Source organism: Sagittula sp. S175 (assembly GCF_049800975.1).
In the GTDB taxonomy this organism is placed as follows: Bacteria; Pseudomonadota; Alphaproteobacteria; order Rhodobacterales; family Rhodobacteraceae; genus Sagittula.
This window is the reverse complement of sequence record NZ_JBNAGB010000017.1, coordinates 77,204-90,834: the sequence shown is the minus strand read 5'-3', so window position 1 is coordinate 90,834 and position 13,631 is coordinate 77,204. Positions and strand designations below refer to the sequence as shown.

Below are 13,631 nucleotides of genomic sequence, written 5' to 3'. Positions count from 1 at the left end.
TTCAATCCGGGACAGAACATTGTGGAAACGTCGAAGAGCGCTTGATATTGTGGTCTGGAGAGAGGCGTCAACAACATGTTCGACATATCGCAGCAATGGAAGTGTTCCCGACGACGGTCGACCTCAAGCGGATCGATCCGTCACTCAACATGCGGCGCTTCTATCGAATGAGCGTTCAGCCGGACCTGTTTGGCGGCGCATGCCTCGTGCGGGAATGGGGCCGTATCGGGTTTCGAGGGCAGATGCTGGTCGAACAGCATGATGACGAGGGCCGGGCGGTCAACGCTCTGATGAAGCTGTCGGCGACGAAGAAGCGGCGAGGGTATCGGTTGCTTGAGGGATGAACTCCAAGGATTGACGTTCCGTAACGGTTTCACTATATTGATCTGTGAAACTGATATGGAACAAGCGCCATGACCAAGGTTGTCGTCCCATTTCCGAAAGGCCAACGACTGCGTTCGCCGTTGGCTCAGTTCTTCCGTGTCGGAGACTCTCACAACAAGTTTGCGGAGATGTTTGCATCCGGAGGTCTGCCGGCTTCGCGAGTCGTCTCCGATGCCGGACGCCTCAATCGACAGACCGCTCTCGCAAAAGAGCTGAAAGCAGAGGGTGTGGAGATAACGATCGACACTGGAGCGGCCGAGCTGTCGAGCCCGGCGCGACATGGGACGTTTGTACGCGATTCTGCTTGGTTGACTAAGGCCCCGATGTCGCCTTTGGGGCCGGACGATTTCACCACGGAGATTATTGAGCGCATCGCAGAAATGGCGGTTGCGGTTGGCGCGGACCGCGTGCTTGCCCCGAGTCATTTCTTGGGCGATCCCGGCTTCGACGGCTGGCTCAAGGTGGATGCTGCCTCTTGCTCGGCTCTTCGAGCGGCGCTTGATCGCTTGGGCGGAGGCCGAATCCGGATCGACTATCCGATAATACAGAGCGTCCAAGGATTGGTCGATCCCACGTCGCGGAAGGCACTAGCGGAAACACTTTCGATACTTCCTGTCGATTCTATCTGGATGCGCCTCTCCGGCCTAGGGAAAGAACCCGGTCCACAAAAGGTTCGTTCATTGATCCGGATGCTCAGCGGTTTCCACAATATCGGGAAGCCCGTGATCCTCGATTACTGCTCTGGTTTGAACTCAGAGGCTACAGAGGCATTTGGCGTCGCATCTGGGTCCGCGAGCGGGATACTCGAGTTGGATCAGTTCAACGCTCGGGATTGGCACAAGACGCCCGAAGAACCAGATCCTGATGCAAGATTTGCTCGGCCGCGTATTTTGCAGGTTCCGGGTCTTGGCAGGGGTTTCTATGCCAACGAATTCGAATTGCTTGCCAAGTCTCGCGGCGGGCGGAAGCTGCTTCTGCAAAGCGAGTTTGTAATCCTTTCCAGCGTTGAAGAAATGGTAAGAACTCGAAAGCAGGTTCAGGCTCTTCATTTGGTGCGCTCGCAAGAAGCGCTTCAGTCCGTGCCGGACCTCAACCGAGCAGGGCATTTCTTGTCGAAGACGATGGCGGATGCCGAGCGTCGCGCAAAAGATGTCAGCTTCCTTAAGCCCACTGAGGCTCAAGCTCAGGCGGCGGGCATCGACCTGACGAGTTTGCTCAAGTGGACCCGAGCGCATGCAGAGACGATGGGCAAGGTTGCAGACGCGCTTGAAAAGCTCCATGAGGAGCGCGGAATGGAGTCTCCGCGTGTTCGGGCTTGCGACTTCAATGTCGACACGGCCCTGTGGCGCGATGATCAGAGGTAAGAAATGCAAAGTGCAGTTTCACGCTACATCGGCGAACTTGCCGACATCGGGGGTCTGAAAGGAACCGATATCGCAAATATCACGGATGTCTCCAAGGCGACGGTATCGCGTTGGAAGGCTGGTGATATCAAGCCGCAGCCAAAGAACGAATTGATTCTGTCCGACCTCTATTACATCGTTGGCCGTCTCAATGAATATTACACGCCGGACGAGGTTCGTGCCTGGCTCTATGCGCGGCACCCACAGCTCGGAGGTGAGCGTGCTATGGACCTCATTCACAATGATCGCTCGCTCGAAGTACTGGCCGTCATCGACCGGCTGGACAATGATGTCTATGTGTAGGTCCAATGAATGGTTAAAGCTCGACGCGACAACCGGCTGATTGACGCGATTGAGGCGATCGAGCCCGTCGTTTTTGAAGGGAACGTTTGGCGGCTGGTGCGCGACGGGCGCGATCCGCTGATCTGCAGCGCGTCCGGTGGTCGGTGGGACGACGGGACGTTCGATGTGCTCTATACCTCCTTGGCTCGCTCAGGTGCTCTGGAAGAGATGCGTTTTCATCTGATGCGCGGCCAACCGGTAATGCCGAGCAAGGTCAAGTATCGCATGTTTGAGATTGAACTTTCACTTGGGCGTGCGCTTCAATTTCTGGATCTGGAAGCGCTTTCCAGGGTCGGGCTGAACACGGAAACGTTCGGTCGTCTTTCGTACGAGCAAAAGAATGACGAGTATCCCCGTACCCAAGAAATCGGTGAAGTGGCACATTTTCTAGATTTCGATGGCCTAATTGTCCCGTCCGCACGATCTGACGCAAGGAATGCTGTTGTGTTCTGCGACAAGGTGAGATCGCTACCCGAGGCCACTCTCAGGGATTACGGCGTCGTCGACTGGCAGAAATGATCCAACTCGATAACGAGGCAGGCCATCCACTTGACCTTCTTGGCTAACGAATAGGACATGACGGTTTCGATTGGCTATCCCCGATCGCAATAGTCCGTTTTTTACATAAAACGGATTACCTGTTCTTCTATTTATTTGTTTTCAAATGATAAAAATCCCAATTCACGTCAAGATTCAACCAGTATCGGGTGTGCCTCAGCTCGCCGGTTCGGTTCAGCGCGCCCTTCTCGACCAAGTCCTGTAGATCACGAGTCGCGGTTGCACGTGAGGTGCCAGTAATCTTGAGGTAGTTATCCGCGCTGAGGCCGCCGCTAAACCCTGCGGGCCCTTCGCGAAACATCCGGGCGATGGCCTTGGCCTGGCGGTCGTTCAGCTGGTCTCTGTGTCGATCGTAGAAGTGTGCCTTGTTGATGAAGAACGTTACGCGGTCGAGTGTGACCTGCTGCGCCTTCAGGACAATCTGTGCGACCCAGATGAGCCACGTCGTCACGTCGAGCGTTTTTTGATGTTGCTCGAGCTGGTTGTAGTAAGCCCTGCGCTCCTTCTCAATGGTAAAGGCGAGCGAGATGAGGGTCGGCTGGCCAATGTTCTGTGCCAGCGACTTTTGGGCGAGAGCGCGGCCCAAGCGGCCATTGCCATCTTCAAAGGGATGGATGCTCTCGAAATATAGGTGGCTTAGCCCTGCGCGAGTCAGCGCTGGAAGCGGCTCTGGGCCCACCGGCCCGGTCTTGTTGAACCATTCCGCGTATCGCTCCATCTCAGGCATGACCCGCTCTGAAGGCGGCGCTTCGAAATGGATCGTAGGTCGGTCCAAGCGGCCGGAAACGATTTGCATCGGCTCGGCGTGGTGTCGGTAGGCCCCGATGGTCTCCAACCGACGGTCATGGGACAGGAGCATCCGATGCCAGCGGTACAGCGTCTCGTGGCTCAGCGGCTCCGCAAAGCTGGAATAGACGTCGACCATCATTGCCGCGACGCCCTGTTCGCGCGGATTGGCGGGGTAGCTGTCGGGATCGAGGCCCAGATGGCGCCGCAGCGAAGACTGGACGCTGAGCCGGTCAAGGATTTCGCCTTCGATGGCGCTGGTCTGCATGGCTTCGTCGCTGAGCAGTTCGATACGGAGTAGCTCGCGATCCGTCTGATTTACATGATGGACCGCGCCGAGGATTTCCCCGGATGATAGCAGAAACCTTTGCTCGAACGGCGCCAGAGCGGAGGCGTCATACCGGAAATCCGGCCAATGGGGCGGTGTCCAGTTCCAAGCCATGAGTTATAGATGTCCTTTCCTATAACTCATACATTGAACAATGGCGAGGAATAGAAGTCAATTTTATTGCTCAAGCCACCTGAAATGCAGATTGCTCCAAAAGAGACCGACCAGTTGCTTCACAAATCGTCCCAACCTTGCGCTTTGCCGCAGATCAAAGCTGCAATACCCTGTTTAAAGAGACTCAGGCGCCATTAAGAGCGCTGCCACCAGGAGGACAGCAGATGCACCCACTGATCTACTCGTGCAAGTTGGTCGAAATCCCGCGAAACTTGGCGAGATTTGGCCTGAAACCTGGAGACCAGCTCGATCTTCGAGAGGTCGCAGACCGGGTCGAGGTCATTGCCAAACCAAAGGGTCTGATCGCCTGGATGTTTGGCGGAGGCGCCAAACCTGTTGGCCAAATAGATGAAGCTCACTGCCGATGCCTACGGCCCTTCATTGAGGAGGCACGCAGGTTCAGGATCAAGGTCGTTGGGATTGATGGTTTCGTCAAAGAACCGAAAGGTGTCTCGGTCTCCATATGGGTCGATTCCTGATCCGGAAACAACGTCTCGTCTGCGTGGATTTCTTGGGTACAGCGGTTCCCTGAATGACTCAGTGCCATGGTGGCGTTACTTGGGTATGCCAAGCGGGCTACCGTTTCGCCCGTAGTCCTGATTATTTGAAATGAAGGATCGGTAAGGGGATGAAGAGCGCGCTTGTCCACGGGTTCTCCCGGCAGAAGGCCCATGCCACTGACCCAGCATGCGGCATTGCTGCCCATAGCCACGCGCACTGCATCACGGATCACCAGGCCCAAGCCGGAGGCCGATCTGCGTTTCGCCGGATTTCAGCCGCGCGTTGAAGGTATTCGTGGCTGAGGGCGTTGCGGGACACGTCAGGCGAAGGAGATGGAGCTGCCGCAGGTGATCACCCGCGCGACACTGACCAATGCTGGCCGCGCAATTGCAGGTCAAATCCACAATTTCAGCCGCACCATGTCCAGCAGGCGGCGCGATGCGACCCAAGCCAGGGAGGCCCGGCCGACGTCGATACGGACGACACCGGTCATGCCGGGCAGCCACCAGTCCGGCGGCTCTGCGCCCGACAGCCGCACGGGAAAGACGTTGTCGGCGTCCTGAACGCTGGCGGCGGGGATGACCTCGCGGACGCTCAGAGCGAAATCGTCCTTTGGGCTGGCCAGCAGCGTCAGCTCCACCGTCTGCCCCGCCGCGACAAAGGCCAGGTCGCGTTCGCTGACGGCCGCCTCGACATACATGCCGGACAGCGCCGCCACGGTCACCACCGCGTCGCCACGGTTCACCGCCTGGCCGATGCGTTTCGCCGGTTCGCCCTCGATCACCACGCCGGACAGCGGCGCCACCGCCTGCGCCGAGGCGATCTGACGGTCGAGGCGGATCAGGCGCGACTTGATCTCCTCGGCGCGGGCCTGGGCGACCAGCATCTCCGGCAGCTTTCTCAGCGACCGGTTCACCTCGGCATCGCGGTTGGCCTGCGCCAGTTCCGCCAAGAGCCCGTCGCGTTCCAGGTTCAGGTCATTGACGGACAGGCGGAACAGCGGCTGGCCCTCGGTCACCGTATCGCCAAGGATGATGTCCGAGGCCTCGACATAGCCACTGAACGGCGCGCCGACAAACCCCATGGCGTCCGTGCGCACCACCGCAGAGGCATGGATGCGGAAGGGCACCGGCATCACAGCCAGCCCGACCAGCGCCACCAGCCCGAGCGCCAGCAGCGCCTTGCCGGGAACGGTGCGTGCCCGCAGCGCCTTTGGCAAGGAGCGTCCGATTTCATGCGCCAGGCGGTGCGGCAGCATCAGCCGTTCGGCGGCGCGCGCCTCCAGCACCGGCTGGCCCATCTCCATCATCAGGCGCAGCGCCCATTGTTCGGCCTCGGTGAAGCCGGGCGCCTTGCGGCACAGAGTGACCGCGCCCAGTTCCGTGCCCTTGCCATCCGCGCTGTAGCGGATCATCGGCAGGGTGATCACATGGCCGGGTTTCGCCAGCTCGGCAAAGCGTCCGGCGGCAAAGGCCACGGCGCGGCCTGTCGGCGGAAACGTCACCTCCGCCTGCTGGGTCAGCGCCTCTTGCGCGACCTCCTCGACCAGCGCGCTTTCCTGGCTGCGGCGGTCGGGTTTCTCGCCATGCGACACGGCGTGCAGCCGCTGCCCTTCGCGTGCGCGCCAGCACAGGAAGACGGTCTCGCAGGCCATCAGTTCCGACAGCCGGTTCACCAGCACCGATGCGGCCTGCCCGAAACTGTCCGCATCCATCATCGCCGCCGTCAGGGCCAGCGCCTGCCCGAAGCGCTGCGCATCGCGGGCGGCGGCGCGTGCGCGGCGGCCGCTTTCGAACTGCACCGGGATCGTGGCCAGCGTTGCCAGCCGTGCCACGGGTCCGGCCACGGCGCGCGGCCAGACCACCAGCAGCACGAAGTCGCGCCCCGCCTGCCCCATCGGGATCGTGGCCAGCCCGACCCCCTGCCCCGCCGGGTTGGTCCCCGTGGCCAGACCCTGCACCGCCAGCGTGCGCAGCAGGTCCGGCGTCACCAACCCGTCAAAGGCAGGCGCGCCCGGTGTGACCGCCGTCCAGCCGCCATCGCCGCCGCGCGTGTAGACCCAGGCCTCGCGCGCCTCGACCGAGGCCGCCGCAAAGGCGCGGAACTGTTCCCAGAAGGGAGCCGGGCCGCCGCTGAAGCGCGCCAGCGCCGCGACCTGTGCCTGCCAGTCTGTCGAAAGCGTCTCTGTCACGTCAGAACATCTTCTTCTCGGTTTCGATCTCGGCCATCAACGAGGCCCCCCGTTGCCCGCGCGCCAGTTTCTCCGCCCGCGATTGCGCGACGGTCAACATCCGTGCGGCCATATGCTGGCGATTTATGCCCGTGGCAAAGGTCATCTGCCAAAGCCTGCGCCGCCATGTCGGCAGGAAGCGCCGAAACAGTTCCTCGTCCATCGAGATGAAGCGCTGCACCACGCCGGGGTCACCCTGCCGCGCGCACCGCCCTTCGAGCTGGCGGTCGATGCGGCTGAAATCGTTGCTTTCTCCGATGATGACATGCAGGCCGCCCAGTTTTTCCACCTGCGGGTCAATCTTGATGTCGGTGCCGCGCCCGGCCATGTTCGTGGCAACCGTGACCGCCCCGGGCAGGCCCGCGACCTCGACCAGCGCGGCCTCTTCCTTGTCATTCGTCGCATTCAGCACGGCGGGGTGCAGGCTGGGCGCGTGCTCGGCAAAGGCCCGCGCCAGAACCTCGCTGGCCTGCACCGAGCGCACGCCGATCAGTACCGCGCAGCCCTTTGCCGCCAGCGTTTCGGCCTGTTGCACGATGGCGCGGAATTTCGCGGTCTCGGTCTTGAACACGCGATGGCGACGCCATTTCCGGCGCGATTTGCGATGCGTCGGGATTTCGACCACCGAGAGGCCATAGACCGACTGCAACTCCACCTGTGCTTCGCGCGCGGTGCCGGTCATCCCGCCGAGTTTCGGCAAGCGACGGAAAAAGCGCTGAAAACTGAGGCGGGCGCGGACCTCGGACGGGTCGGACAGCTCCAGCCCCAGTGACGCCTCAAGGACCTGGTGCAGGCCCAGGGACAGCGTGCGCTGCCGCGCCAGCCGCCCGGTCAGTTCGTCGATCAGCACGACCTTGCCGTCCTCGACCACGTAATGGCGGTCGCGTTGCATGGCATGCATGGCCTGTAGCGCGAGAGTCACGAATTCCTCGGTCCGTGACGTGGATTGCCAGAACGGCCCGGCGTTCATCGACAAGGCGGCCAGCCGCCGCCGCCCGGCGCGCGTCAGGCGGACCTGTTTCAGCTCGGCGGTGACGGTGAAATCCTCGCCCTCGGTCAGGGCGCGCGCCAGCGTCACTGCCTCCACCGCCGCTTCGTTCAGCAGGCTGTCGGGGGTGGGTTCCGAGATGATCAAGGGCGTGACCGCATCGTCGATCAGCACGGAATCCGCCTCGTCCACCACCACCTGGAAGACGCCACGCATGGTCACGCCGGCCTTGGCCCCGCCATTCATCGCGTTCAGCACGAACTGGGTGCGATCGGCCCGCGCGCCCATGGCGATGTCGTCGCGCAGGTGGTCGGCCAGCATGTCCTTTGCCGTGGTGTAGACGATGTCATGCGCGTGACCGGCGCGGCGCTGGTCGGGGGGCGTGTCGCCCGTGACCGACGCCGCCGAGACCTTGCACAGGGCGAACAGCGGCTGGCCCAGCTCGCAGTCGCGGGCGGAGAGGTAATCGTTCGATGTGATCACGTGGCAGGGCAAGCCGCGCCACGCCGCGACGATGGCGGCCATGGTGGCCGTGATCGTCTTGCCCTCGCCGGTGGCCATCTCGGCGACCTGGCCTTCGAGCAAGGCAATCGCGCCCATGAACTGCTCGATGAAGGGGTAAAATCCATGGGTGCGTTTGACCCCTTCGGCCACCAGCGCCAGCGCGTCCAGTTCCACCTGTCCCAGCCGCGTGGCGGCGCCGGAATGCTCGAACTTCGCCCGCGCGGCGAGCGTATCGACCGCATCGGCAAAGCCGGTGTCGTCCAGCCCGGCGTGATGCGCGCGCTGCTGGTCGACCCGTTTCGCCATCCTGCGCAAGCGTTTCTGCGGGTTTGACAGCCGCCCAGTCCAGCCGGTCAGCCGCCGCCCCAGCGCGTCGATCTTCGACAGCTCGGGTTCCGCGCGGTGCGGCAGCAGCACCTGCAGGGCGCGCGAGGGGAAGACCGGCTGCACGGCCCCCTCGGCTGGCGGCAGGTCGCCCGCCTGTGCCGCCAGCCGCGCGAGGGCCATATCCAAAGCAGGACGGCTCACAGCGTGTACCTTTGCTGGAAGAACTGCCGCAGCCGGTCCCAGCCCTGCGCCAGCAGGGGGCGCGGCGGCAGCTCCATCCTCAGCCAGGCCGTGCGCCCGTCCAGCACACCTTCGGGGCGGGTGCCCGCCAGCGTGGCGGTGAACAGGAAGAAGCGTTCCACCGATTGCAGCCTGTCGGGTTCGTCGGCGTCGATCGACTGGCCACCCCCGCCCAAGGGTGACAGCGCTGCCGAGGGCAGGTCCTTCTGCGACCAGGGCACGATGGAGAGCGTGTCCACCGCGACCTCGGTCCCCCGCGCGCCCTCGATGCGCAGCGAAACCCGGTCCGGCGCCAGCGTACCGATGCCATAGGCGGCGGCCTGTGGCAGCACGCCGAGGAATTTCAGCACCGTCTCATCGACCAGCGTGCCGACGGGCTCGCCCTTGGACACCCAGTTGCCGGGGTGGAAGGCGCGTTTGCCCAGCACCCAGACACCGTCATGCGGCGCCACATGCGCCAGACGCGCGATGTCCTGCGCGTTCTCGGCCTGGCGGTTCTGCAGCTCCGCCCGCTCCTGCTGGATCGCCGCCAGGGCAAAGCCGCCATTGGCGCGGGCCTGCGTTTCCCGCGCGGTGTTGGAGGCGATCCCCGCCGCGATTTCAGCCGTCTGGTCGTCCAGTTCGGGGTTCGTCAGCAGCAGCAGGGTTGCCCCCTGCGCCACCTGAACGCCCGACCGATCCGGCATGCTGACGATCTCACCCTCGACCGGCGCCACGACCACCGTGCGCGTCGCGGCCTCGATCACGCCTTCCAGGCGGCGCGTTTCCGGCACCGGCAGGAACGCCAGCAGGCCGAACACCACCGTCCCACCGATCAGCATGCGGTGCACCGGGGCGCGGTGGCGGGCGATGAAGCTTCGGTCGGTCAGCGGTTTCACCAGTTTCACGATGGGCATCACGAAAGAGGAGTAGGCGATGGCCGCCGCGCCCACCAGCCCCAGACCCCAGTATTGATCCGCAACAAAGGTGACGATCCCGATCATCACCAGCGTGCGATAGACCCATGCCCCGGCAAAGAACGCCACGAGGAACGCCCGACGCCTTCCGGAAGGCCGCGCCTTCACCGTCAGGGGCTCGCCCAGCAGCAGGCGCTTTGCCTCGGCATTCCATTGGCGCTGCGCCGCCTGGTGCAGGTTCGGGATCGCGATGAGGTCGGACAGGATGTAATGCCCGTCGAAACGCATCAAGGGATTGGCATTGAATACGAATGTATAGGCGGCGGTGACGAACATCAGGTTCAGCGCCATCTCGTTCGCCGCACCGGGCGGCGAATAGGCCCAGAACAGCGTGGCCAGGGCGCAGCTGACGAGGTCGACGTACATGCCCGCCGCGCCGACCATGGCGCGCTTCAGGGGATCGCGAAAGGACCAGCTGGCGGTGACATCGGCATAGGGCAAGGGCGTCAGGATCAGGAACATGATCCCCATCTGCCGCACGTGCCCGCCGAACCGCTTGCACAGCGCGGCGTGGGACAGTTCGTGCAGCGCATGGGTGGCAAAGGTCGCAAGGAACAGCCCAACGAGGTTGCCCGCCTGAAGGATGCCCCGCGACTGGGCAAAGGCGCGCTCGTAATTCAGCGCGAAAACCGCCCCCGCCCAGAGGAACAGCGCGATCACCAGCGCCACCACGGGCGCGCTGTAGATCACGTCAAAGGCGCGGCGATGGCGGTCGAGGAAGGGCTCCGGGTCCCACAGGGGCACGCGAAAGAACATCAGCCCGGAAATCCGCTGCGCCAGCGGTTTCCTTTTCTTGGTCGCGGCGCGGTCCAGCAGGCGGGCCTCGTCCACCGTGCCTTCGACGTGCAGCAGGTTACCGCGATACAGCGCCGTCACGATGTCAAAGAAATCCTCCTGCCCCGGCGCGGTCTCGGGCGCGGTCTGCACCATGTCGGTCCAGATCTCGCGCAGGGTGCGTTCGGGGGTCAGGCGGCGAATGACGTCATGGGTTTCCGCGCGGGCGCGGTAGAACCCGTTATGACCGGGGTCGTAGTAGACGTGCCAGGGCTCGTCCCGGAACTCGTGGCGCCGCACCAGCACCGACCCGCGCAAGCCGATCCGCAGATCGCCGATGCGGTACCACTGGTCATAGAAGGTGCGGCGGGCCACAGGATCAGGTCACGGGTCAGTTCAGGATCAGGTCGGCGGCAAGGCCGGGGCGCATCCAAGCGGGGCGCTCGGGCATCTCGATGCGCACCTCGCGCAACCCGCTGGCGGCGTCCACCACCGGCGAGACAAACCGCACCCGCCCCGCGATGGCGTCCCGCCCGACAAAGGCCAGCGTCACCGGCGCGCCTTCGGACAGCTCGATGCCATAGGCGGGCAGGCTGGCGGTGAACAGGATCTCGGACACGTCGCACAGGGTCAGCACCGGCTCATAGGCCTGCACGCTCTCCCCCGGCTTGCGGATCACGCGGCTGATGATCCCCGGCGAGGGCGCGTGCATGGTCCGCCGCTCCAGCGCCTGCGCCGCGGTGTCGCGGTCCAGCGCCTGCAGCGCCTCCTGCGTGCGCAGCCGCTGCACCTCGACCACGGTCAGGTCGCGGGCCAGCTTGCGGTTCTGCAGGTCCTCCTTCGAGATCGCGCCACCCCGGTCGAACAGCCGCTGCGCCGCGTCGTATTGCGCCGCGCTGACCTCCTGCTGCGCAAGTGCCGCGTTCAGTTCCGACAGGTCGTCCAGCAGCACCTGGCGGCGGGCCAGTTCGATTTCCTCGATGCGCTGGTCCAGCTGCGCCAGCACCAGCCCCGCGGCAACCATGGCACCTTCCTCGACCGGCATCGCGCCGATGATCCCCGATACCGGGAAGGCCAGTTCCAGGTCGGCCACGCATTCGGAATGGCCGCGCAGCCCGGCGGCGGGACCGCTGTCGATCCCGATCGTGTCATAGTTCTGCTGCGCCGAGGCCAGCCCCGGCAAAAGCATCAGCAGAAGACCCCACTGCATCACTGCACTCCGAACACGTCCAGCAGCGTGCCGTTGGCATAGGCCGCAAGGTAATACGCCTGGTTCAGCTGCGCGATGGCGTCGTTGCGCGCCTCGCGGGTCAGGACTTCGTCGATCTGGCGTTCGACGACATAGACCTGCGTCGACAGGCCACTGCCCACCCGGTCACGTTCATCCCGCACCAGCCGCGATTGCGCCGCGAGGAACTTCTCGTTCTCGGAGACGGCCAGCCGTGCGCGGGTCAGGATGCCGTCGATGGCGTTGATCTCGCCCGCCAGCCGCTGGCGGAAGGCGTTCATCGTCAGCTCGGCCTGTTCCTCGCGCAGCTGCGCCGCCTTCAGGTCGGCCTGCGCGCTGCGGTTGCCGCCCAGACCGCGACGGTATTCGAAACCGACCCGCCATGTCTGGTTCGGGTTGGCATTCGAAAACAGCTCGCGGAAGGGCATGTAATCGCCCGAGACCTTGGTCTTGGCGAAGTCGAGGTTCAGGTTCAGCTCCGACTTGGCGGCGTTCTCGGCCACCAGCGTCTCGATCTCGCGGCGCTCGATCTGCAGGCCCTGGATGCGGATTTCCGGGCGGCGGGCATAGACCGCGTCCAGCCCCGACAGCGCGCCCAGCTTGCGCCCGTCGATCACCGACAGGCCACCTGCGGGCAGCCACATGTCAGAGGGCGATTTCGACGGCAGCCCGACAAAGTAGATCTGAAGCGCGTCACGCTGCTCGGCCAGTTCCGCCTGTGCCTGCAACAGCGCGGCGCGGGCCTCGTTCACATTGCCCTGCGCCTCGACAAAGTCGCGCGGGTCGGTCATGCCCGAGCCATACTGGCCCCGCATTTCCGTCACCAGCCGCTGCGACAGCGCCAGCAGGTCGCGCCGCGTCGACACGCGGGCCTCGGCGCGCTGGTAGGCGACATAGGTGCGCAGGCCCTCGTAGGCGCGCTTGGTCTTGACCAGGGTCGAGGTCTCGGCGGCAATCGCCTCGTCGATCTGCGCGATCTTGATGCCCGAGGTGTTCACCGCCTGCCCCGCGCCGCGCAGCAGCGGCACCTTGAGGCTTATCCCGGTCTTCGAGGTGTTCTCGACCAGCGGCAGCGCCGCCGAGGCCTGGAGCGAGTTCGACACCCGCTGCATGTCGTAATACAGGTCGACGTTGACGCCGGTGCGGGTCTTCATCTTGACGCCCAGTCGGCCATCCTGGCTGAGCGACCAGAACGGGTCCGGCCCGCCCACGGCGGAAGACATCTGGAGCGCCGTCGTCTCGCGCCGCTCCCAGCTGCGGTTGGCCTCGGCGTAGAATTCCGGCTCGAACGCACCGTCGGCCGAGACCACGCCCTGCCGGGCAATGTCCGCCTCCAGCGCCTGCGCCAGCACGGCCTCGTCGGTATGGGCGATCAGCTGCACCATCTTGGCGGGCGTCAGCTTGCCACCGGCGGGGGCGGCAGGGGTCGCGACCATCGCCATCGCTGTCGGCGCGGCGGCGGGGGCCGCCTTGCCGTCCATGAACATTTGCTCGCATCCCGCGAGCGCGGTAATCGCCAGCCCGGCGGCCAGCACGAGAGGTGCGCGCAGGAAGATATCCAGGCTCATTTCGCAGCCCTTTCCGCCATCTGGCGATCGTATTCCGCCAACACGCGCTGCAACGTCTCCGAGAAACTGCGCGCCACGGCGGGGGTCAGGATCACCCGGTTGGACAGCTCGATGGTGACGCTGTCGCCCACCGCGCCCCAGGTGCGGTTCACGCCGAAGAGGAACGACACCTCGTCCTGGCTCATGCCGACGTTGGCCACGTTGGCATAGGAGGTCGTCATCTTCGCATCGTCAAAGCGCACCTTCACGTCGCGCGCCCCGGTGGCCCCCGCGCTCATGCGGCTGGCCACGTCGCCCGTGCTGTCCTTGTTGTCCTCGGTCACTGTCGTCCCTCCGGTCT

The 13,631-nt window shown here is 64.1% G+C and carries 12 protein-coding genes and 1 pseudogene; 6 read left to right on the top strand and 7 right to left on the bottom strand.

All coding sequences use genetic code 11. The features are described from left to right. Window positions 1–75: 75 nt before the first annotated feature. The 4 genes and pseudogenes from ACP16H_RS18760 (at window position 76) to ACP16H_RS18745 (ending at window position 2,648) form a co-directional block, all read left to right on the top strand. A pseudogene (locus ACP16H_RS18760) lies at window positions 76–344 on the top strand (WGR domain-containing protein). Window positions 345–413: 69 nt separating this feature from the next. After that, window positions 414–1,748, top strand: a complete 1,335-nt coding sequence (locus tag ACP16H_RS18755; RefSeq protein ID WP_425073776.1) for a hypothetical protein — start codon at window positions 414–416, stop codon at window positions 1,746–1,748. Window positions 1,749–1,751: 3 nt separating this feature from the next. After that, window positions 1,752–2,090 (top strand): antitoxin Xre/MbcA/ParS toxin-binding domain-containing protein, encoded by a 339-nt coding sequence (locus ACP16H_RS18750; RefSeq protein WP_088652817.1) that lies wholly within the window; start codon window positions 1,752–1,754, stop codon window positions 2,088–2,090. Between the two features lie 9 nt (window positions 2,091–2,099). Then, window positions 2,100–2,648, top strand: coding sequence for an RES family NAD+ phosphorylase (locus ACP16H_RS18745; RefSeq protein WP_425073775.1), 549 nt, complete (start codon window positions 2,100–2,102; stop codon window positions 2,646–2,648). Between the two features lie 127 nt (window positions 2,649–2,775). Here ACP16H_RS18745 and ACP16H_RS18740 read toward each other — a convergent pair whose 3' ends face one another. After that, window positions 2,776–3,915, bottom strand: coding sequence for a Fic family protein (locus ACP16H_RS18740; RefSeq protein ID WP_425073774.1), 1,140 nt, complete (start codon window positions 3,913–3,915; stop codon window positions 2,776–2,778). A 224-nt stretch (window positions 3,916–4,139) separates the two neighbouring features. On the opposite strand from ACP16H_RS18740, the gene ACP16H_RS18735 reads away from it, so the two are divergent. Next, entirely contained in the window at window positions 4,140–4,454 is a 315-nt protein-coding gene (locus ACP16H_RS18735; protein ID WP_425073773.1) for a hypothetical protein, read from the top strand. A 192-nt stretch (window positions 4,455–4,646) separates the two neighbouring features. Beyond that, window positions 4,647–4,778 (top strand): hypothetical protein, encoded by a 132-nt coding sequence (locus ACP16H_RS18730; RefSeq protein WP_425073772.1) that lies wholly within the window; start codon window positions 4,647–4,649, stop codon window positions 4,776–4,778. Between the two features lie 92 nt (window positions 4,779–4,870). Here the strand turns inward: ACP16H_RS18730 and ACP16H_RS18725 are convergent, their stop codons facing one another. From ACP16H_RS18725 to ACP16H_RS18700, 6 genes are read right to left on the bottom strand one after another with little or no spacing between them, the layout of a single operon-like run. Next, window positions 4,871–6,667, bottom strand: coding sequence for an efflux RND transporter periplasmic adaptor subunit (locus ACP16H_RS18725; RefSeq protein WP_425073771.1), 1,797 nt, complete (start codon window positions 6,665–6,667; stop codon window positions 4,871–4,873). Between the two features lies 1 nt (window position 6,668). Next, complete coding sequence (locus ACP16H_RS18720; RefSeq protein WP_425073770.1) at window positions 6,669–8,726, bottom strand: hypothetical protein; 2,058 nt, start codon at window positions 8,724–8,726, stop codon at window positions 6,669–6,671. After that, entirely contained in the window at window positions 8,723–10,870 is a 2,148-nt protein-coding gene (locus ACP16H_RS18715) for a hypothetical protein (RefSeq protein ID WP_425073769.1), read from the bottom strand. The genes ACP16H_RS18720 and ACP16H_RS18715 overlap by 4 nt, the downstream gene beginning before the upstream one ends. Window positions 10,871–10,886: 16 nt before the next feature. After that, window positions 10,887–11,705, bottom strand: a complete 819-nt coding sequence (locus tag ACP16H_RS18710; protein ID WP_425073768.1) for an efflux RND transporter periplasmic adaptor subunit — start codon at window positions 11,703–11,705, stop codon at window positions 10,887–10,889. Further along, window positions 11,705–13,291, bottom strand: a complete 1,587-nt coding sequence (locus tag ACP16H_RS18705; RefSeq protein WP_425073767.1) for a TolC family protein — start codon at window positions 13,289–13,291, stop codon at window positions 11,705–11,707. The genes ACP16H_RS18710 and ACP16H_RS18705 overlap by 1 nt, the downstream gene beginning before the upstream one ends. Continuing rightward, a complete protein-coding gene (locus ACP16H_RS18700; RefSeq protein WP_425073766.1) occupies window positions 13,288–13,614 on the bottom strand; it encodes a DUF3467 domain-containing protein in 327 nt (108 codons plus the stop codon). Before ACP16H_RS18700 ends, ACP16H_RS18705 begins: the two co-directional genes overlap by 4 nt. Window positions 13,615–13,631: the final 17 nt, after the last annotated feature.